General features: G+C 42.5%; 17 protein-coding genes, 1 tRNA gene and 1 pseudogene. 4 read left to right on the forward strand and 15 right to left on the reverse strand.

Going from position 1 to position 21,971, the window contains the following annotated elements; all coding sequences use genetic code 11:
* Positions 1-119: 119 nt before the first annotated feature.
* From DYP60_RS05495 to DYP60_RS05525, 8 genes and pseudogenes are all read right to left on the reverse strand, one after another.
* Positions 120-1,307: a GIY-YIG nuclease family protein gene (locus tag DYP60_RS05495; protein ID WP_117329892.1), complete on the reverse strand. Its 1,188-nt coding sequence runs from the start codon at positions 1,305-1,307 to the stop codon at positions 120-122.
* Entirely contained in the window at positions 1,297-3,318 is a 2,022-nt protein-coding gene (locus DYP60_RS05500; protein WP_117329893.1) for a DEAD/DEAH box helicase, read from the reverse strand. Before DYP60_RS05500 ends, DYP60_RS05495 begins: the two co-directional genes overlap by 11 nt.
* Complete coding sequence (locus tag DYP60_RS05505; RefSeq protein WP_117329894.1) at positions 3,318-5,975, reverse strand: DNA methyltransferase; 2,658 nt, start codon at positions 5,973-5,975, stop codon at positions 3,318-3,320. The genes DYP60_RS05500 and DYP60_RS05505 overlap by 1 nt, the downstream gene beginning before the upstream one ends.
* A gap of 137 nt (positions 5,976-6,112) precedes the next feature.
* Positions 6,113-6,241: a type I restriction-modification system subunit M N-terminal domain-containing protein gene (locus DYP60_RS14535; protein WP_240622829.1), complete on the reverse strand. Its 129-nt coding sequence runs from the start codon at positions 6,239-6,241 to the stop codon at positions 6,113-6,115.
* A 191-nt stretch (positions 6,242-6,432) separates the two neighbouring features.
* Positions 6,433-8,967: a DUF262 domain-containing protein gene (locus DYP60_RS05515; protein ID WP_165849512.1), complete on the reverse strand. Its 2,535-nt coding sequence runs from the start codon at positions 8,965-8,967 to the stop codon at positions 6,433-6,435.
* Between the two features lie 117 nt (positions 8,968-9,084).
* Positions 9,085-9,996 (reverse strand): DnaB-like helicase C-terminal domain-containing protein, encoded by a 912-nt coding sequence (locus DYP60_RS05520; RefSeq protein ID WP_240622830.1) that lies wholly within the window; start codon positions 9,994-9,996, stop codon positions 9,085-9,087.
* 150 nt (positions 9,997-10,146) lie between these two features.
* Positions 10,147-10,308, reverse strand: a pseudogene (locus tag DYP60_RS14725) (DnaB-like helicase N-terminal domain-containing protein); the annotation flags it as partial.
* Positions 10,305-11,162, reverse strand: a complete 858-nt coding sequence (locus DYP60_RS05525; RefSeq protein WP_117329897.1) for a Lin1244/Lin1753 domain-containing protein — start codon at positions 11,160-11,162, stop codon at positions 10,305-10,307. The pseudogene DYP60_RS14725 and the gene DYP60_RS05525, both read right to left, overlap by 4 nt.
* 241 nt (positions 11,163-11,403) lie before the next feature.
* Between DYP60_RS05525 and DYP60_RS05530 the strand changes: the two genes are divergently transcribed.
* Positions 11,404-12,504, forward strand: a complete 1,101-nt coding sequence (locus DYP60_RS05530) for an IS1595 family transposase (RefSeq protein WP_117329898.1) — start codon at positions 11,404-11,406, stop codon at positions 12,502-12,504.
* Between the two features lie 67 nt (positions 12,505-12,571).
* Here the strand turns inward: DYP60_RS05530 and DYP60_RS05535 are convergent, their stop codons facing one another.
* From DYP60_RS05535 to DYP60_RS05545, 3 genes are all read right to left on the reverse strand, one after another.
* Positions 12,572-12,772, reverse strand: a complete 201-nt coding sequence (locus DYP60_RS05535) for a helix-turn-helix domain-containing protein (RefSeq protein WP_165849513.1) — start codon at positions 12,770-12,772, stop codon at positions 12,572-12,574.
* 525 nt (positions 12,773-13,297) lie between these two features.
* Positions 13,298-14,593 carry a tyrosine-type recombinase/integrase gene (locus tag DYP60_RS05540; RefSeq protein ID WP_117329900.1) on the reverse strand — a complete coding sequence of 432 codons (1,296 nt, stop codon included), beginning with the start codon at positions 14,591-14,593 and terminating at the stop codon, positions 13,298-13,300.
* 130 nt (positions 14,594-14,723) lie between these two features.
* Positions 14,724-14,795 (reverse strand) — tRNA-Val (locus DYP60_RS05545).
* 128 nt (positions 14,796-14,923) lie between these two features.
* On the opposite strand from DYP60_RS05545, the gene DYP60_RS05550 reads away from it, so the two are divergent.
* Positions 14,924-15,937: a lactonase family protein gene (locus DYP60_RS05550; protein WP_117329901.1), complete on the forward strand. Its 1,014-nt coding sequence runs from the start codon at positions 14,924-14,926 to the stop codon at positions 15,935-15,937.
* A gap of 194 nt (positions 15,938-16,131) precedes the next feature.
* On the opposite strand, the gene DYP60_RS05555 is transcribed toward DYP60_RS05550, so the two are convergent.
* Genes DYP60_RS05555 through DYP60_RS05565 form a run of 3 tightly spaced genes read right to left on the reverse strand, consistent with a single transcriptional unit; the run spans position 16,132 to position 18,183 of the window.
* Complete coding sequence (locus DYP60_RS05555) at positions 16,132-16,518, reverse strand: GntR family transcriptional regulator (RefSeq protein ID WP_117329902.1); 387 nt, start codon at positions 16,516-16,518, stop codon at positions 16,132-16,134.
* The gene (locus tag DYP60_RS05560; RefSeq protein WP_117329903.1) at positions 16,508-17,299 is read right to left on the reverse strand and encodes a hypothetical protein; all 792 of its coding nucleotides are present in this window, start codon (positions 17,297-17,299) and stop codon (positions 16,508-16,510) included. The genes DYP60_RS05555 and DYP60_RS05560 overlap by 11 nt, the downstream gene beginning before the upstream one ends.
* The gene (locus DYP60_RS05565) at positions 17,296-18,183 is read right to left on the reverse strand and encodes an ABC transporter ATP-binding protein (RefSeq protein WP_240622831.1); all 888 of its coding nucleotides are present in this window, start codon (positions 18,181-18,183) and stop codon (positions 17,296-17,298) included. Before DYP60_RS05565 ends, DYP60_RS05560 begins: the two co-directional genes overlap by 4 nt.
* Before the next feature lie 325 nt (positions 18,184-18,508).
* Between DYP60_RS05565 and DYP60_RS05570 the strand changes: the two genes are divergently transcribed.
* Together DYP60_RS05570 and DYP60_RS05575 are read left to right on the forward strand one after the other, a co-directional pair.
* Positions 18,509-19,861, forward strand: a complete 1,353-nt coding sequence (locus DYP60_RS05570) for a diaminobutyrate--2-oxoglutarate transaminase family protein (protein ID WP_117329904.1) — start codon at positions 18,509-18,511, stop codon at positions 19,859-19,861.
* A complete protein-coding gene (locus DYP60_RS05575) occupies positions 19,845-21,305 on the forward strand; it encodes a pyridoxal phosphate-dependent decarboxylase family protein (RefSeq protein WP_117329905.1) in 1,461 nt (486 codons plus the stop codon). The genes DYP60_RS05570 and DYP60_RS05575 overlap by 17 nt, the downstream gene beginning before the upstream one ends.
* On the opposite strand, the gene DYP60_RS05580 is transcribed toward DYP60_RS05575, so the two are convergent.
* Complete coding sequence (locus DYP60_RS05580; RefSeq protein WP_117329906.1) at positions 21,306-21,965, reverse strand: YczE/YyaS/YitT family protein; 660 nt, start codon at positions 21,963-21,965, stop codon at positions 21,306-21,308. It lies immediately after the preceding gene.
* Positions 21,966-21,971 lie beyond the last annotated feature (6 nt).

The following is a 21,971-nucleotide window of genomic DNA, read 5'->3' on the forward strand; positions in this document are numbered from 1 at the left end:
TATTAGGCAAGGTAGAAGATTGGGGTAATTAGTGTATATGAAATAACTTAAGATTGATTTGAGCGTTAACAATCGAATGGCATTAATAGAGAGAAATCTGAAATGGATTCCTCGAATAACTAATCCTGAGGACTGATTGGTAGAACTCTTCTTAGTTTCTTATCATACCTGTACTTACTTAAAGTACCATTAAGGATAAGAGGTACAATCTTCCTGATTTCAGCCAAAGGAACGTCATACCACTCATTGGAAACAGCAAGATGACCTTTGTCATCTCTGACTCGTATACTTACCTTTGCAGCTGAGAAAAAATGATGGACAAGTGTTTCAAGCTTGGAGATATTCAGGTTCTGACACGCCCACCTATCGATAACTTCCACCTCAGTACAGAGATAGGTCTTTTCCTTGCTGGCATTCTTGATACGCTCTTCAACAGTACCTCTTGTGAACCCTATCTTGTGGAGATCTCGAAACTTTTTTACCTCTGGCTCTGCAGACAGGGTCTTGAGAATATATATATAGCCAACATCAAACTTTGGAACATTCTTTTCCTTTTCAAGTTTCAATCCTTCAGGAGAAACCTTGTCATCCTCTGTTACGACATATCCATGATACATAGAACGTCTGATTGACTGGGAAAGAAGATAACTTTCGGTGCCATTAGCAAAAACACAATGGGTTCTTCCATCAAAGTCTCCAGTTCTAGGGTTTCTTTGGGTCTCATAGATTTCATTGATATAGAATAAAAGACCACGCCTTACATAAAACTGCCCGACACGAAGCTCTCCTCTCTGATAAGGAACCAATTTCCTCCGACCTGACTGAATTGCTTTTTCCGCTTCATTGAAAAGAGGCTGAAACCTCTCATTAAACTCCTTACATGGTGTTGCTGAGGCAACAAATTCAGCTTCTTCTCTCTCCTTCTGAGGTTTTTTAATGATTTCTGAGTCAGAGAAGTCATTGATAGAAGTGTTCCCCAAATCAACACTGTCAAGGATATCCATACCTTCTGGTGTATTCCAAGGCAATTCTTCCTCTTCCGAAATGCTTCTATCCTGTTGGACTTTGGCTTGTCTATCCTTTATTACCTTTGCTCTCATAGCCAGGGTTTTCTCGAAAGTTTCCTTGGAGTCTAATGAAGGTTCCCGTCCATTCTTATCAATGAAGTACTGAATCTCCTTCTCCTTTGCATCTTTAAAGTCATAGATAGTTTTAGGAGAAGGTTTCTTGATCTCAATACTCCTCAAAATAGATTCAGCTGCTTCGTCTTCAAGGATAACTTCAAGGTAATCGAATTCATCTTTCATTCTTTCTAGCCTCTTGTTTTATCTTTATGTTATAAAGAATTGCCCCAAGAACAGCTTCATACTCATCCTCTGAGAATCTATCAGGGTTCCTTTGATGGACTTTTACAAATGTCTTGATGTTCGGCCAGTAGAATAGGCATTCCTTATCTGTATAAATTTTCATTCTACCTTTCTTTTTGTCTATGGCATCTTTGATAGCTCTTAGCGTAGGCTTATCAATGTCCTTGGATAGAATTTGGTAAGCCTTCTCAAATGGGTTTATTTTGTCGATTAGATTGATCTCGAGTTCCTTAATGTCCAGAACAATCCCATTGGCAAACTTGAGGAACTTTGTACCAGTACCATGATTAGAGGTGCCATCACCAGAGTCTTCTCCGCCAAGGTCCAATCCAGAGTCGTTATCCTGGGAACCATTGTCACCCTTCTCCTTGTTATCATCACTAGGCTTTGCACTCCCAAGAACTAAGTCAGTAACCATATGCTGTCTGATTGCCTCAACATCATGGGTACTCAACTCAGGATGCTTGTCCATGATGATGCTTGGTATAAGATACTTGTTAATCAGCTGAGCATTGTTTTTATGCAGGTTTGCCTTAATGACATCTACATCAGTGCGAATTGAGTCCAACAAGGCCTCATACGTATTCTCATCTGAAATAATTAGTTTCCCTTCATCACTTTCTGGATCAAGTATTTGTAATTTAGGAGCTTTTGCCTTGAAATCCCACTTAGGTGTCAGAACCTGTTCCATAAGCAGAGAAGCTGTGATGGCCTTGAGGAGATTGTTTACTGCGGTGATGACTTCTCCTCTGGTTGCATCTGGCTCTACGATGATGTTAGTAAAGAAAGCATCAGATTTACCCTCATAGTCTCTAGTAGCTCTTCCAATAATCTGAACAACTTCGGTAAGCGATCCACGATATCCAATGGTAAGCATCTGTTCACAAGGTGGCCAATCGAAACCTTCCCGAGCCAAATTAAGCGCTATGATAATATCTACGGCATTTTTATCTTCAGAATGCTCCTTGAGGTATTGCTGGCGTTTGACTCTATCCTCAGGGTATCTATCATCAACAAGGTCAATTATCTTCATCATGCGACTATTTTTTGCTTTGACGTATAGAACACCTGTAATAGTATCTTCATGGTCGATTGTGCCGATGATGTCTATTATGTGGTTTACTTCCTCATACTTGTTGCCTGTGCTTTCCTGAGAATTAACATTAGGAATATGAATGATAGTTTTTCTATCAAGGTGTAAGGATTTTTCGAGTGATTCATAGTAGACCCCAGAATAGAACTCATAGGATAGAGTAATAGAGTGGAGATATTTGTAGCCTGAGAGCTGATCATAGTAGGAAAAGGTTACACTGTCAAACTTGTTCTCTACTTCCGGGTCAAGGACAGCAATACCATCTCCTCGGAAATAGGAACCTGTAAGGGCCATAATATGAGCAGATGACTTCTCCGTGATACCCTTAACTAGTTCACCGAGTCTATTTTCATCTGTATTAGCAGAAGCATGGTGGAACTCATCAATGCCAAGAAATATTCCATCAAAGTCTTTGTCTATAAGTTTGTCATATGCAAAACGAAGAGTAGCATGAGTGCAGATGAGAATCCGGTCCTGATTCTCTTGCTTGAGGAACCTGATAAAAGCATCCACTTTTCCCTGATTAATATCGGACCCGGGCGTACATAGGTTGTATTGGTCGGAAGGATCCCAGTTCGAAAAGAAACCGTTAACCATGAGGTTTGTCTTCTTGAAAGAACCCCCAATACTCATTTCGGGAACAGCAATGATTACCTTGTCCAATCCCTGCTTATAAAGCTTATCGAGGGCAATAAACATGAAGGCTCTTGATTTGCCTGATGCTGGTGGTGCTTTAAGTAGGAGGTACTGGGAATCTCGTCTCTCATAGACTCTTTTCTGCATCTGTCTCATTCCAAGCTCATCAACAATGACGCTTTGTTTGGTCTGTGCATAAGTTATCTTGGCAATCTCACCCATTATTTTGCCTCCTTTAGCAATTTCTTGTATCGCTTGAAGAGCTCTGCAAGACGTTCTTTATCACTCTCGAAGCCGCTTTTCCTGTAGAGGCTATCAACAAGAAGATCATTGGCATTATGGGCCTCTCTCAATTCCTCAGGCATATTATCTGGATCATATTGCTGCGCTAGAGTCATATCGTAATATTTTTCTCTTGCCATAAGGATTCCCATTGCTGTTGTATCAAGTTGCGATTTTTGTGATTCTGTTAAGTTTGGAAATGGAAAGGTGTTGTAGCATAAAGTTGCAGAATACCTAAAATCAGTTTTCAACCTACCGCATACTGCTCGCAACCATACCATATGCATTTTTGAAGTAAGCATTGCAAATAGCCAAAGTGGAGCATTATAGATTACAAAAGCGCTATCATTGATTACAGTACCTTTCTCGAGATATCCAATAGGAGTATATTCTCTTTTTTCAGACGATACCCTTGGAACAATGATTGCTGGACCATCTTTATAACAAACTTGTGCACTTCTCCATGAAACTGCAGCATAATCTCTTGTTGATGAAGCTTTACTGCTTAATCTCAATAATCTGACTTGATCAACTCTCCTCGCAATTTCGGGGTTCTTTAGTGCAGTTTCTTTAGTACTTTCAGTAATCCAAATACAGTATCTCTTTTTACCGTTGATGAATTCTTCAGAACCAATGTAAGTATGAATAAATGAGCTATCCTCAGGATATGCTTCTATAAAAGTGTTCTTTTCCTGCTCATCTAATATAAGAAATCCACCATCTACAAATTTATTACCGTATGCCATTTTATAGGATGGAATTTTATTTGAGGGATGGACTATTATATTATCACCTTCCGTGAGATAAGGACTGATATTTGAAACAAGCTTTTTCGATGATTCAGAGAAAAGATACTTGAGATGAGAATTATTAAAATGCTTTATTCCAATGATGGTGACTGTAACGCCAGCATTTTTTACAGCATTATTTCGCCATTTGAAAGATTCGTATCCAAAAAAGATGTCAACTGTATTATCTAAGATATTCTCCCATACAGGGACTTGAATACCTTGACAAATCGAGTTAGTAGTAACAAATGCTGCCATAGATTGTTGATTGTTTTTTATGTAACGTGAGGCGAGCACAAACCAATTTGAGATGTAATCAATTCTCCCATTCACCAAATTACTATTAAAGACTATTAAGCTGTCCTCTTTCTGCAATGGTGTAATCGTATCACCTCCACCCCCAGCATATGGAGGATTACCACAGATGTAAACAATATCCCCTTCATTGCAAGGGCAGACTTTCTCCCAATCAAGTCTACAAGCATTTCCACAAACAATATTTCCAGTAGGACTCAGCGGAAGAGTAGGATTACTATTCCCATACTTTTCATAACACTCACTGTTGATCTGGTGCTGAGCCAACCAGAGTGATAATCTGGCAATTTCACAAGGGAAGTCGTCAATTTCGACACCATAGAAGTTCTCAAGCTGGATACTTAAAAAAGGAAGTGGTGTATTCACATATAAATCCCAGGCTTCCATCTCCAATCTACACATTTCCTTATAAGCAATAATCAAGAAGTTTCCGCTACCACATGCTGGATCAAAAATCTTTATCTTGGAAAGCTTCAATCTGAAAGCATCAAGCTTCTTGTCATAGCCCTTTATTGAGTTTAATTCATCATAAAGGTCATCAAGAAACAGCGGCTTAATCACCTTCATGATGTTTGAAATTGATGTATAGTGCTGACCAAGCTCGCTTCTGGTTTTTTCATCTATCGCACCTTGGAACATAGAACCGAAAATATCTGGATTAATTTTTGACCAGTCACTTGTGCAACATTCAAGAAGCCGCTGTCTTGACTTGTAGGTAAATCTCGGTACTGATAATTTATCTTTGAACAGCGCGCCATTTACATATGGGAACTTCCGGTAGCTAGGACCTACGCCCAATCGCTTGTTCTGCGTCAGATCCAATACTTCAAACAAACCTTCTAACCAAGAAGCTAGGTTTTTTCCATCTTCATCGGTCTGGATTTCAATCGAATTCTCAAACTGATTATCTTCGAAGATCTTGGTATCATCAGCAAACATACAGAAAAGAAGCCTAGTCAGAAAAGAAGAGTAAACATGAGGGGTAAAACGCTCATCGTCGAGATTATCTCTCTTGATTTCATCAAAGAGCATAGCCATTTTCTGAGCAGCCTTTACATCAGCTACATTCTCAACTACGGCTTGATGTCTCTCAATACCAATTAAAGGGAGGAAAAAATCATAATGGTCAGAAAGCTTAGAAAATGGAATATCAATACTCATCTTGTTTTTATTATCTCTGGCCATAAATTGCTTGAAATTTGTGACGATAAAGAATCGCTCTTTTGTAGATGCCTTGTTTATAGTCTCAACAAATACTTCTTCGACAGATTGCTCATATGGCACCTCTTGGAAAAGAAAATCACCTTTTTGGATATAGCAGCCATATGAGGTAGGGTTTAAGGAAGATTTATTCATCTTTGCTAGAGCTGCCGAGGAATAGTAGTACGCACCCATAAAATCTTCAAGGAAATGACCACTATTACCCCGAGCTACAATATTCCTCAAGTCCTCATAGATTCTATCTCTATCGATATTACTTGCCCTTCTGACCATAATGGAACTCCCTCTTCAAATTCTTCTCTAATCAATTCTGCTTGGCCCTCTTCCAGACATGCAAAACTAAAATCTATGATTACCGGTTCATGCTCACCAATATTGATATACTGGGCAAAGTTCTAAAAGAAATAACGCTAGAACAGCATTCCCAATACATATTGCTTAAAATCCCAACCATCTACACTACCTCTGAGATCATTAGCTATTGCCCAGATGGTTCGATGTAATTCAGATCGTTCCTGTTCTTTCTTGTTGTTATTCACGTACTCTCTTTCCTTATATGCTCATCATTTTCCTAATAGCATCTTCTTCAATTCACTAGAAGACTGTGCTTTTAAATCGTTCAAACCTAGCAGGGCTAACTCTCCAATTAAATCTCCATGTTACTGAACCTAAATCATTGCGTGTTGTATATACTTCTCAATAACCATTGCTCTGCTACTCAACATTTCAATCATACCCATTCTTTAGCTTTAATCTTGTTCAATACTTCCTTGAACTTGGCCAATGAAGAAATGTACCACTCAAATTCTTTTATTTTGTCACTATCAGGCAACTGCCCATGTGATTGACCATAGATATAGAGATAATCCGATTTGTCATAGCTTTGAAACAGTATCTGATCCTCGAATATTTGCTCAACCTCTGTTTTATGGCGAAGCGCAATTTCATAGAGATCATGAGTTTTCGTCTTGAAGATAAGACCACATGCTAGACTCTTCTTGTCATGTAACTTGGCCACATACGATACTGTATGTGCAACCTCTGTAAGCAATCGATAATCGGAATTGGGCTTCGCTGGGCGTAATGTAGCTGAAGGGTTCATTGAAAATTGCTTCTCTAAACAATAATTCCTAAACTCATCCCAGTAATTTCGTTGCCAAATCTTGTATGGAGTGAGTTCCTTGCTCTCACTTACCTGTTGTTCAATCTTTGCCTTAACCTGGGTAATTTCTTTCAATAAGGATTCAATCTGGGTTTGGCTAATAAGATTGAATTCAACATTACCTGTACCCCAATGACCAATACTCTTTACATCCTTAAACCCAGAGCTATCGTGTAGTTCCGAATATTCAAGAGATAACCAACATTTTAATCCATTTCCAGAGGGAGTGATCGAAACAAGATTAGTACCTTTATACTTCAAGGCAATATAATACTTCAAACAGGTTACAGTTGCGTAGGATAATGCTGCATGTAAAGCATCAAATAATTGCCTAGAAAGACTTCCTTCTGCAAAATTTGGATAATCATCCAAAGTAAAGACTTTTGGGCTATTCAATTCAATTCTCAGTGCTTCAATTTCTAGAGGAGATATCTCATGATTAGGCCATACCTGGATTGCCTTTGCAGCAAGAATTTTCCCTCGTGCTGCCATTGTTGACTCAGTCCATTCATCCTCTCTTGCCAAACTTTGATTCAAATGAACTGCGCTATCCTTGTACCCACCATCCATGTCTCTCTTCGTGAGGAAGCTGTAGTTCTGGTATTCAGAGTTATATCCAGAAAGTGTAAGGTTGCCCAACCTGTTGAGCCAGGTACGATAGATTTCATCGTATGATTCTCCAAGATACGATTTCCATTGCTCGTCCAGAGTTTGGGGCATCACATGTTCAATCGTAAGATTGTCTAGGTTTACATGCTCTTTCCAACCATATTTTTCCAGCTTGCTCAATCCATATTTACATCTGGCTATTTGGTTGCTGCTATAAAGCTCTTTTATCTGGATCTTATCAAGAAACTCATTATCTGAAGGGAAACGCCTATAAGAATCAAATGAAGCCATAATCTTATTGAAGCTTCGTACATAGTCTCTCTTGCGTAATGACTTAGTAAATGTCAGGAATGTCTTATCGAGACTATTCGTAGGAAGATCACAGGCATAGCGTCTATACACATATGATTCTATTAATCGGACCAATTTGACAAACTCGTCGGTCGATAACAGACCTTCACTATAGTCTTGATACATCTCCAATAGTAAAGGAAATGCCGTTTCCACTCGTAATGTCATCAGATCATCGAAAGCATCCCTAAGCTGCTTCTCTGGCTCCATGCTATAGGCCATATTGCAGTAGAATTTTGCAAACCGATAAATATCAGAGACTATTGTTCGATGAATGTTTTCACTACCATCATCTGTTGCATAAACATGGTTTTTGAATCTTGCATATATATTCCCAATCTTTAATGGTTGTTTTGTTTTATAGAGGAGGTAGTGGCGCATAAAGACATCAAAATCTTTCTGCCTGGTGTCTGCGAACAGTTGCTCAAGTTTTCTCCAATAACCAGTATAGAGTTCGTCTTGCAACTCCTTTGGTAGCCCCATCAAAAGGAAATTCCTGATAAGATCAGCCTGTCCAAGAGGTTTCCCGGTAGAATTGAGACTCTCAAAAATCAACTGAGGATTATCTTGGGTTCCCAAGCTGATATCAACCAATCGGAGTTTAACCAACCCATGAAAGAAATCTTTTGGATTGCTCAGCGTTGTCACCAAACGACGTATGTACTGATACATTGCTAGAACTGAAGAACTCACAACTGAGGGAAAGGGTTTATTTTCAACGATTGCCTCAAATGTCTCTTTATCAGACTGGGTCAGTACAAGTTTTGACCTATACTCAGGTTTCCCATATCGATTAGATAAATACACATCACGAATCATCGCTGATGAGAACTCTCCATAACCTATGTCTCCCATCTGATCAGAAATTGCCTTAAGCATGAGCAAGATGGTTGTTATCCGCTGCTGACCATCTATCACAACTGCCTTATGTATCGACCCTAATCCATTGGACTCATCCAACACATACACCACTGAACCGATGAAATGCGAAGGAATATGGGAGCTCCTCCCTGCTCGGAGGATATCATCCCATAAACACTTACACTCTTTTTCAGTCCAGCTATAGGTTCTCTGATATATCGGTATCAAGAACTGAGTTTGGCTTGAGATAATCTCAATCAGTTGCTTTGCTTGTGCATGCATAACACACTCCATTGGAATAATTGTTAATTATCTCACTTTACGACTATTTGATACAAAACTCAAATCAAATAAAGCCAATCGCAGAAGAATATAAACTAATGGCTGTTTTTTAGGTGTTCACTTGTCTGTGAATTTCAGATATTCCTGGTTGAAAACAACAGGGATATCTCCTGTTCTGCCCTCTCTGTTCTTTTCCACTAGTAACCAGCTTTCTTGTAACATTCCTTCATTGTAAATATTGTGTATCATGACCGCCACATCAGCATCTCGTTCAATTTGTGTTGAATCAGAGAAATCGTTGAGCTTGGGTCGGTTTCCTTCAGCATCACGACGTAACTGGGCTGTCACTACAACAGGTATCTCAAGGGTCCTTGCCAATTGTTTCAATTGCTTTGATGCATATGCTACCTGCTCTCTGCGTTCCTGCTTAATTACGGCTCTTGAAGGATTCAAGCATTGTAGATAGTCAACGAAGAGAATCTTAATATCAAATCTACGCTTCATCTGACGAGCCATCATCACAGCTGTATCGATGCTCATATTCGGTTCATCGTAGATAAAAATTCCCCTTGAATATATGTCAGATGCTGCTTGTGTAAGTCGTTCCATCTCGCCTTCCTTAAAAATTCCCATTACCAATCTTTGGTTATTAATTTTAGAACTGCTTGAGAGCATCCTATTAGTCAGCTCTTCCTTTGCACTCTCAGCAGACAGTATACCGACAGCCTCTTTGCAGTTTTGTGCACAGTTAAGCATGAGTGCGGTTTTCCCTTGACTAGGGCGTGCCCCCAAATAGTACAACTGTCGTGGTTGAAATCCTAAACATTGGCGATCAAGTCCCTGTATTCCACTAGGTATACCTATGCATTTCAGACCATTCTTCCTTCTCTCATCGATTCGACTTACAGATGCATTCACTGTTTCTTGAACAGTAGATATTTCAAAACCATCAACTTGATTTATAGTATCATCAATTACCTTCTGCATTCTTGCAGATAGCTCCTCTGGTTTTTCTCCAACACTATCCATAATCTCCTGTGCAACTTTCTTGAACTTCCGAATCTTGCAAGCTCTTCGAATCTGAGAGTCATAGAAAGGCCAGTTCGTAAACATGATGTTGGTTGCCTTGAATGGACAAATTACCTCCAAAGGCAAACCAGTATGTACTGACAACATCCTCTCATCAAAAATCTGGCCCTCATTGGTTAATTCAACCATTGCTTGGAAAAGGCGTTGGTGTAAGTCCATTTCAAAATCTGATGGGCTACATTTGGCATCAAGAATTATCGAAGGACTCCACAGGCATTGACCCAAGAAGTATTTTTCTGCGTCTACACTCATGCGGTCACCTCTTCGTCATCCCAAATGCTTACAGCCAGTTTCGGTTTGAATTCTTGTTCAATCCTTAGTTCCTGATAATTTCTCTTCACATTCTTCTTGTCATTTTCAGCCCAGTGCTTAATTGTTAGAAAATCAGAGTCATATGATTTATTATTCGAATGCTTGTACACAGATACTCTGATTATCAAATCAAGCAACTTCGTTTCTCCGAGCAAGTTGAGCAAGACCTTGAATTCATTACCTGAAAGAAAAACATTGCGATACTCACCATATGCATTTTTCTCACTATCACAAGCAAGTGTTGAACATATATTAATTTCTTTGTCTTTATATTTTTCATTTAATATGGTTGAACTATCGCTTAACGTTTGCTCAGCAACCGCTATGCTATCGCTCGATTTTCGTTCAGCGTTCGTTGAGCAATCGCTGAGTCTATTCTCCTTCTCATATATTACTTTATCCTTTTCTGTTATAGTTTTACTTCCATCTTTATTTGATCTTTTCTTGGCATTATCGCTATTTTTCTTTGATTTGTCTCTTACAAAATTCGCATGTTCCATTAGCTCCTCTGACCAGAAATTCAAACCATCGCTCTTAAAAATCTCATACATATTGATACAATCATCAAGAAACTTTGCAATACTTCGTGGATCTTCACTAATTGCTTTGGCCACTAGTTTTGGGTTGTATTCTGCGATTCCTCCACGACTTGCAAGAAACTCACGAATCAAATTGTAATATCCATATCCCTTCGCCTTGTAATCGACTCTCATTTGCATGACTTCGGCTCTTTGGGACTCTGAAATATCATGCCTAAAGTAAAATACAACCGGATTATTAGTGCTCGTTTTCATTATCAGTCTCTCCTTGTTGACTAAATTTCTTGTTCATTATTTGTTAAAGCTTCTAGCGTTCGAGGGCATCTCAATCCTAGCGATGTCGCGAAATATTGAGAGCCAATATATTCTCTGGGTTTCCTTACATAACCATTTGCGAATACAATTGCTTTTCTTTGAAACATTAAAAATGGCTCTGTTTTTGGAGTGTAGGGATAAACACCTTGAAGTGGAGAGAAGCTTGCTGTATACTTAATATATGTTAAGCAACAAACAAAAATCCAGCAATCTTGAGGCAATGGCGGAAATGCTCAGGAATCTTACACAAGAGGATTTCCAACTGGTCATGGAACTTGTTGAGCAATCACCAGTACCCCTCAATGAGGACCCACAGATCGATGAGGGAACACCCTGTTGCCCGCATTGTTCCAGCAACCATGTCCATCGCAACGGCTTCGTCAGGGGCAAGCAACGGTACCTCTGCCAGGAGTGCGGACGCACGTTCGGACAGACCACCGGGTCGGTGAGATACAAGAGCAAACACAGCAAGGAGACCTGGGAAACCTACCTGGAGGCATTTGCATTGCGACTTCCCTTGCGGGATGCCGCCGGCAGGTGCGGCATAGCACTGAGCACTGCATTCTTCTGGAGGCACAAGATACTGGATGCCCTCTCCAACGGGAAGAATGGATTGCTGCTCAGCGGGCAGGTACAGGAAGACGAGACATACATCCAGGACAACTTCAAGGGCAATTGCAATGCTGAAAACAACTTGGCCACCAGACAAAAACAGGAGCGAAGCCCGGCATACAAGACCCATAGGGTGACGGGTCATCGCCACAAGAGGGGGAAAGCCACCCATACAAGGGGGTTGAGCAAACAGAAGATCTGCATTCCCTGCGCCATCGACGAGCAGGGCAGAACGCTGTCAAAGGCTGCCGGCAGGGGGATGGTACAACCCGCCCATCTTTCATTCGCCTTATCCTCGCATCTGGATGATGATGTGGTGATGGTGACGGACAAGAGCCGTGCAAGCCAGGAATTCTGTGACCTGAACAGCCTGCCTGTGGTGCAGCTCAAGGCAGGCATCAAGGGATGTGAAGTGCGGGGACGGTACAACCTGCAGAAGATCAACAACCTGCACAGCCGCCTGAAGGGGTTGCTGGCTCCCTTCAGGGGTGTCTCGACGAAATACCTCGACAACTATCTCGCATGGAATGGCTTTGAGGCTGAGAACCCGGGTGTGGGCCGTCTTGATCTGAAGGAAATGTTACTGGACAGGATGCAAGCAATCGGAAGATGCTCCACCTATCTGGAGGTATTCCATAAGCCACCATTGCCATTTCCTGCTGCGGGGTAGAGATTCAATACACTCCGAAAACAGAGCCTTAAAAATTGGGGGACTACTCTCATTCTGTCAACTCTCCTTACTTTTTGGACAATTGACGGATAGGCTTCACCTTTGAATCTTCCAGCCAAGCTTCCAGATCTTCAGTATCAAAAAGGACAGCACCGCGCAATTTGATGTGGGGTATTAATCTTCTTGAACAATACTCACGAATTGTCTTAGGTTTAAGTCTCGTAAGTTCCGATGCCTCATCAATCTTGATGAATCGTTTGTTAATCATTGCTTCTCTCCTCAAATATATTGTTCTTACACATACATTACCGCCTAATTCCATCATGATGTTGTGGGGAGGTAACGAGATATATAGTGTTACATTACAAGTATATAAATATATACTTTTGACACGCTAATACCATGTAAATTCCCTAAGGACTTGACATAAGTTACCTATGTTTTTTTGTAGGAGAGATTTTGCTGGTGCCCTTATTTTAATAGAAACCAATACGATAATTGGTGATGGGCAATTTTAGGTTCTCTTTTTTACGAACTCAGAACTACATTCCGGAAATTTTTAACACGTTTCCAAATCGAGAACACTGAATTCCTTTGATATCTTTATAATACTGTTTTAAGTCATTAAAATCTACTTTAAAACAACAACTCCAACAGGATCATGAGATACGCATTATTTAAGAGATGTTTCTTGTGGTCAGAGGATAATTCTTCAAAGATATGAAGACCCTGAAGGAAATGCAATTATTGCCTTCAGGGATTGTAATCTTTTCAGGTTGCTTGAATCATACGTTCACGGAGATGGCAGAATATTGCAGCTTACCCTACCAACCTCAAGTAGCCTCTCTTCTGTTTCGTGTGTATAGTTGTTTGTCATTGCAGTACTCTGATGACCTACCACACTTTGCAAAAGATTGTCTCCTACTTTTCCACGCATGAACGTGACATAGTAGTGGCGCAAACTGTGAAAAACGATGTTTCTTTCCCTTCTTAAGAATTCCCCTTTGGTGATAGACTTCTTCTCACCAAGCTTCCTTGTGCTAACTTCGACCATCTCTCCTACACAATTATTCTGTTCTTCCAGTAGGTCTGCAACGGTCTTATTGAAATCCAATGTAATAAAAGACGATGAAATTGGGTTCTTTTGTGTAGTATCGGACCAGAACACAAGCTCTGTACCATATGGGTTGCGTGAAGCAAGTTGTAGCAAGTCCTCACAGAGCCAGCGTGGGCAGGGAACAAATCGTTCTCTTTTTCCTTTTGTAGACTTCATTCCTGCGTATACAGCAATTGACTGGCTTACTGTAATGATACCCTGCTCACTGTTAATGAGAGTGATTGCTCCAGCCTTCAATGCTCGAATCTCCCCTTGCCTCATGCCAGTAAATGCAGACAGAACTGTGGCAAGATATACACGTGGATCAAAAGCATTCTCTCTCGATTTCCTTCTCATTATCAGAATTATTTGATGCAGTTCTGAACTCGTAAGGATTCCTCTTCTCTTTGGCTTGGTTGATATAGATTCAAGATTCTCAACGGGATTGTGTGATATCATCCTCAAACGTTTCGCTTCATTCAGAGGTACGGACATCGATTGCACTACTTTCAGTATTGTTGCATTTGCCAATAGCCCATCATCGAACAGGGTATTCACAATGAGCTCAACGTGATTTGTAGTGACACAACTCAGCTTCAAGTTTGAAGGAAGTAATGGGAGAGCATGCTTCTTGAAATAGTTACGCATATTCCTCGTATAGTCATGCCCCAGGGAATTCGGATTTTTGAGATTCCTTCTCCTGATGTAATCACTATGTTCGAAGTCCCAGAACTCCATCACATACTCAATGAAATTTGGGTCCTTTTTCCCAAAGGTGATAATCCCATCGTCAAGAGCTTTTTGAGCAATATACTCAACTTCCCTTCTTCTTGTAATGGAGCTACGATCATAAATACCAAGTTTTTTCCTTAATGTATTTATACTGATTGCTGTTTTTTGTTTTCCTGTAATCGGATCAAGATAATATACGTACCAATAACTACCCTTTGTAACCACACGTTTGTGGAGGTAGAATGCATAAGATTTTTTCAAACGATTCCTCAAAAATAATCATCGGGAGTGCACGGATTTCTTCACAATTCTCTTCACAATAGACATTTAGAGTATATCATAAGACCATAAAAAAAGCAACTAATTCTATATTCTAGAACCAGTTGCTTTATGGGCGCGATTGGGTTTGAACCAACGACTTCTACCGTGTGAAGGTAGCACTCTCCCACTGAGTTACGCGCCCGAATTACTCTGACTATAATACGGAAATATCCTCTTGCTGTCCAGAGGGTATTTTGGGTTTCTCTGGGTTGGTATTGTAGATAATTTTTTATATATATTCTATACTCTGTATAGATTGAGGGAATAACCATGGAAACACTGGTAATTGGTAGTAGAGTATCTGCAGATGTTGATGGACTGAACTGCTTTCTCTTTGATGAACGAATGGGAATTATGACCTATCACTCAGGTTCAATGAAAATTGAACAACCTACCTTCCAGTGTTTTGATGATGAGCGACATATTCTCTACAGCGTCAGCGAAACCGAAACAGACGGACACGTATACGCCATACAAGTCTACCCTGACCACAGCTGTAAACTGCTCTACATCCTTCCAACAGGTGGCGGCTCTCCTTGCCATCTCTCACTAAGCCCCGATCATACTATGCTTGTCATTTCCAATTATGCAGATGGAGTACTTACTGTCTATTCTGTTTGGGAAACCCCTTCACTACTTTTTCAGAAATCCTTTTTAGGTAAGAGTATCCACCCTACCCGGCAAGAACGGTCCCATATCCATAGCAGCCGATTCACCAAGGATGGCAGCTCATTCTTCGTAGCCGATCTTGGATTGGACAGCGTACTTTGGTACAACAGTGACCTGAGTGAGAAGACAATCATCAAAACTCCACCCGGCAGTGGGCCCAGACATCTTGAACTATCCAAAGACGAAACGTTTCTCTATGTAGCTACTGAACTCTCATCAGAAGTATTGGTCTACAAACTTTCCAGTGAACCTATTTTGATTCAACGAATCAGCACGCTTGAAGCAGGATTTAAGGGAGAAAATACGGTTGCCGACCTTCATTTTGACTCTGAGTACCGCTTTCTCTACTGTTCCAACCGTGGACATGACAGTATTGCCATCTTCCGATGCGATAAACACAACGGAACCCTCAGTTTCCAGGGGCATTGCATGACTGAGAAGGAACCCCGCAACTTCATCTTCTCGCCATCCGGAGCTCATCTCGTGGTTGCAAACGGTAGCAGCAACTCAGTAACCAGCTACCCTATCGATCGCAGGACAGGGCTATGTGTCCCTTCCAATCATCGAATCGCCATAGAACAGCCAGTCTGTTTGAACTTTCTTGGATACCAGTGAAGGAGGGCCGGAAACTCCGACCCTCCAAAGATGTACGTATACACAACGCTTACCAATTCCGCCAAACCGTCACATGCGTGACAGACCTATTGGGTGTAGTTTGCGTTGAGAACCGGTCAATGAGAAATGACCCAAAAATTACACTGGCAAGGAGATAGACAACCAAAAAGATCCCTGCCCCTATCAACATTCTATTACTCTTCTTGTGGCTCGATTTCATCGTCCTTCTCCTTCTTTTCAGCGTATTGTTGCAAATCTTTCATAGTCAGACCCAAGCGATTCATGGTTTCAAAGAGAGCAGGAAGCTCTCGTTTGATGAAGTGCTCACGTCGTTTTTGCAGGACCAACGTCCGTGCATCCTTAGCGGTGAAGTACCCAATCCCGCGTTGGTTCTCAAGCGTCCCCTCTTCCTGAAGAAGGGAGTATGTTCTGATAACAGTATTGGGATTCACCTCCAGTTCCATTGCCATATCGCGTACCGAGGGAATTCTCTGACCATCCTCCCAGACTTTGCTGAGGATCAAGTCATGAATATACTCGGCAATTTGCATATAGATTGGAGAATATGTATTAAACTGCATCGGTGGCTTGGACCTCCTCAACCCTGAAGTACGCTGTTACCAAGCAGAAGATCGGCAACACAACGTAGTAGAAAATCTGGCCAATGACACTAAAGACTTTCAGTGGACTCAACGCCCTGTTTAAATTTACTGGACTGAGATAGAACATTGCATCAAATACCTGCAAGGAAGAACCAAATCTAATCGCGAACACAATCCTGGCAAACAACAGACCGAGGGCTCCAAGCACTAAGGAAATTATCCCGATGGCCAACACTGTCTTGATGAAATGTGCTTTTCTAAAGTACGTGCCACCAAGGAGGAACACTGAAGTCCAAACCCAGTACTGCGCAAGCAGAAAGCCAAAATTACCATTCCTGAATGGATTGAACATAGCCATCGGATTCCCGAAGATAATCAGCTGGATTGGCTCAGTTACCACACTGGTAAGGAAGAACAACACAATGAGAACAATTGGGTATGCCACTATCATCAGCAGCGCCTTGGAGAGGAACTTCTCAAGGTTCGTTGCAGGAAGCATCAGCCAATCATGCTGGGTATCTTTTCCGAACATATCCTCACTGAATATCAGACTGCTCATGATAAACCCCCCAAGCAACAGGAATGAAGGGAACATCTCGTTGTATGATTCAGCAGGGAACGAAACCCCGGCATATCGAGCATATACACTCCGCAGTGTCTCAGATACAAACAGCAAGAGAACGATTACCAATCCATAGGTAAATAAGTCCTTCTGACTGGTCTTCACCTCTCGCTTCACCAAAGCTGAAAATCGATTCATCTCACACCTCCTGCACTACCCTTCGATTGCTCGATGATCACATTGAACAATGTCTCCAGGTCCAAGGGCTTTCCTTCACTATCGTCAGTGCGTTCACTGAGCACCATCCAACCCCCAAGGACCTTCTCCGTGTACATCACCTCATCAGCCTTTGGCTGTTCTGTAGTAAGGGTGAGTACATACTTCTCATTGACCGATTCGACCGTGTCATTGAATATCACCTTGCCATCATGCAGGATGATGATCGGGTCGATCAGATTCTCCATATCCCGAACTTGGTGTGTCGAGATAATGAATGTTCTCTGTTCGGTCATTGCAGAAGCCACAGTCTGCCTGAATTGCTTCTTGCTAGGAATATCCAATCCATTGGTCGGTTCATCAAGGATCAAGAGCGCAGTATTGGAAGCAAGCCCAAAGGAGAGCAATACCTTTTTCTTCTGTCCCAGCGACATCTGGTCGAGTCGCTGATTCAGATCAATATCAAACTCTCTGCAATACTGGGCAAACATTCCATGGTCGAACCTCGGATAAAATGGAGAGCGCATTGCAAGATATTCACTAGCCTTCATCTTCGGCAAAGGAAACTCCTCGGGAAGATAGAAAATCTCACTCAGCAGAGACGGAGACCTTTTCTGAGGGTTCTCCCCCAATACCTTAGTCTCTCCCTCTTCAATGAAGAGTTGCCCGCTGAGAATCTTCAGCAACGTAGTCTTCCCTGCTCCATTCTTGCCCAGCAACCCATAGATGTTCCCTCTCCTGATCTCAAGGTCAAGATGATTGAATAGACGATTCTCAGTATATGAGAACCCGATATCCTGCATGTGCACTACCACCTCTTGCCCGTCCTGAACGGCAAGCGCATTCTCTTGCATTGCTTGTTCCATGCATGCCTCCTAGTTTCTTACTGTACTAGCTAACTAATACACCAATATTCTAGCATTGTAAAGCCCCTTTCCCAAACATTTCCTTACTTTTTTTAAATAGTGCAATGCAACAGAGAAATATCTTCCAAAATTCCGTGCAAATACTACCCAATTACTAGCAAAATACACTGGAAATTGATACTATCCATTCTTGCGCGTTCTATGCATATACAACGCGGACATTTCACACTTCCCCTTCTTGAGAAGGGATGAACCACACTTCATAGGAAAGGACTAAATACTACATTTAGTACATACCCAATCATGAAATAGAAGGAATCCGGTAATGACTGAAAATACCAACCAATTCTATCTTGACCGCCAAAATCAAACAGAATCAAACGCACGCACCTACCCCAGAAAATTCCCCATTGCCATCAAAAAGGCAAAAGGTTCTGTAATAACCGATGTAGAAGGAAACACCTATCTTGATTTCCTCTGCGGAGCTGGAACCCTAGCCCTAGGTCACAACGATCCAGAAATCAATCAAGCCATGATCGAGCTTCTGCAAAGTGGAGCACCACTACATTCACTCGATCTTACCACACCGGTCAAGGATACCTTCGTTCACACCCTTCTTTCCTTGCTTCCTGAAGTACTAAAGGAACATGGAAAACTCCAGTTTTGCAGCCCAAGTGGTACTGACGCAGTCGACGCCGCAATCAAGCTTTGCAAAACAGCCACCGGTCGCTCTTCGGTCATTGCCTTCAGTGGCGGCTACCACGGAATGGGACACGGAGCACTTGCGTTGACGGGAAACCTCAACGCAAAAACCAACGTCAACGGACTCATGAGTGACGTACACTTCTTCCCATACCCATACTCCTACCGATGCCCATTTGGTCTTGGGGGAGAAGCCGGTGTGGATGCAGCATGTGCATACTTTGAACACACCCTCAAGGACCCAGAGAGTGGAATCACCAAACCAGCTGCGGTTATCATCGAACCCATCCAGGGAGAGGGGGGTGTTATCCCTGCTCCAATAAAATTCCTTCAGACTATCAGGAGGGTTACTGAGGAACTCAATATTCCTATGATCGTCGATGAAATCCAGTGTGGAGTCGGGCGTTCCGGTAAGTTCTTCGCATTCGAGCACGCTGACATTACCCCTGATGTCATTCTCACCTCCAAGGCAATTGGCGGAAGTCAGCCACTGGCTGTGGTCATCTACCACGAAAAGCTTGATGCCTGGCAACCAGGGGCCCATGCAGGCACCTTCAGGGGAAACCAGATTGCAATGGTAGCCGGTACGGTAGTCATGAACCGAGTCAGTGACCCTGCCTTCCTCACTGAGGTGCAGGAGAAGGGAGCACGCATAGAAGCAGAGCTTCTGAAGCTGAAAGGAGAAGTATCAATCATTGGAGATATTCGTGCAAAAGGCTTGATGCTTGGAATCGAGTTCGTTGACCCAAATGGTGAGAAAGACCGACTAGGCTCTCTTCCCAGTAGTGGAGACATTGCAAGTCTCGTCCAGCAGGAATGCTTCAAGAATTATCTTATCATGGAAAAAGGAGGCAGACATGGATCGGTCATGCGCTGTCTCTGTGCACTCAACGTAACCTATGAAGAAATTGAGACCATGCTTCAAATTACTGAACAAGCTATACGCAAGGTAGATGCAGATGTCAAAGCCAACTAAGGCCCTTCCCTACTTTCTCGGGCCAGAGAAGGAACAGAAGGATGAATACAAGCGAGTGTTGACTGAGACCATTGAGGCGATCACAGCCTCGGTGAAGGATGAGGGAGCCTACCAAGGAGCTTCGGTTGAAGCTTTACAACAAACGCTTTCACAGTTTTCCCTTCTTCCTTCCCATGGTATTGGTTGGGAAGCGCTTTTGGAAGAAGTTAAACAGACAATTCTTCCTCACTTTCTTAGGACCTGGTCACCAAACTACATGGCTCACCTGCATAGCCCGGCTCTCTTGGAATCGATTGCCAGTGAGCTGATCATCGCAACCTTTAATCAGTCGATGGACAGCTGGGATCAGAGTCCTATTGCAACTGAGGTGGAAGTAGCAGTGGTTCAGCAGCTGTGTAACCTGTATGGCTACGGAAAGGAGAGTGACGGTGTCTTCACCTCCGGGGGGAGCCAGTCAAACCTAAGTGCAATCACCATGGCCCGTGACTGGTACTGCTCCAGCAAGCTCAACCATGATGTAAAGAAGGAAGGCCTCCCAGCTTCTTATCACAAGCTGAGGCTCTATACGAGTGAAGTCTCCCATTTCTCTATGGAAAAAAGTGCCCATCTCCTTGGACTGGGTTATGATGCAGTACGCAAAGTACCAGTGGATGACCTGTGTAGGATGGATGTACAGGAACTTCGTGGGATGATCGAATCGGACAAGCAAGCGGGCCTTCTTCCCTTCTGCGTGGTAGCGACCATAGGAACCACAGACTATGGCTCTATCGACCGGGTAGAAGCAATACGAACGGTTTGTGACGAGGAAGGTATGTTCCTTCACGCAGATGCCGCATACGGAAGCGGACTGCAACTCTCCCCTACCTATCGAACCAGACTTGGAGACCTCTCTCTCTGTGACTCCATTACCGTCGATTTCCATAAGATGTTTCTCCTCCCCATCAGCTGTGGAGCAATCCTCGTGAAGAACAAAGAACACTTTTCTGTTTTCACCCTTCATGCAGACTATCTGAACAGAGAGGAAGATGAAGAGGAAGGTTATACCAATCTGGTAGGAAAGAGCCTACAGACTACTCGGCGCGCTGATGCCTTGAAGGTCTGGATGGCCTTCCAGTGCAGGGGGAAGGATGGCTATGAAAAGATTGTCGACACCTGCATAGAGAATGCAACCTTTCTGGCAAAGGCTCTCCTGGCTCATCCTTCTTTCACGCTTGCCATTGAACCAGAGCTCAGCAGTGTAGTATTCCGTCACATCGGCACTAGTGAGCTGAACAAGCGCATCAGAAAGGAACTACTGCACCATCATCAAGTGGTTATCGGGCAGACCGTATACAAACATCAGACCTATTTGAAGTTCACGTTGCTTAACCCAACAATTACCAAGGAGCACCTTTCAGAGCTCATTGCGTTGATCGACACATTGGCGAATGAATTGCAACAATAGTCAACGTACTCGCGTAAAATAGCGTCGTAGTCGCCGATAACTGTCCACCATAGTTTCATGGTGGACTTTCTTTGGGTCAAAACGCATAACACGAAAGGTAATCTGGATACAGAACCCGATCAAGACTGCACTGAGAAGGGTACCCCACCCCAGCATACCCCCAAAAAGAAATCCGATGAAAGAGACTGCAACCTCCAAAAGACCACGACACGTACCGGCTGACCATCCGGTTTTCCTGGAAAGGAACACCATCAAGGAGTCGCGGGGACCAGCCCCATACCCTGAAGAAATATAGAGATAGGATGCAAACGAGATAACAAAGAGACCACCAATCATCTGTATGGCACCAGAAACGGGATGAACACGCTCAGGAAACAGTCCACTGTCCAGCAGAACATTGATGAAAAGACCAATGACCACCATGTTGCTAATGGTTCCCACCCCAATCTTCTCGCCACCCAAGAGTACGATGAGACCAACCAGGAGACCAACGATAACCGTCATACTGCCAATCTTCACAGAGAATAGAGCTGACAGTCCGGCATGAAACACATCCCATGGACTGTACCCAATGTGAGCCTGCATCGTCAGGACAATACCTATTGCATAGGTGAACAAACCTATGAACAGACGCACCAAGCGTCCCACTTCTCTTTTCATGGTACT

The organism is Sphaerochaeta halotolerans (genome assembly GCF_003429665.1).
Classification (GTDB): Bacteria; Spirochaetota; Spirochaetia; order Sphaerochaetales; family Sphaerochaetaceae; genus Sphaerochaeta; species Sphaerochaeta halotolerans.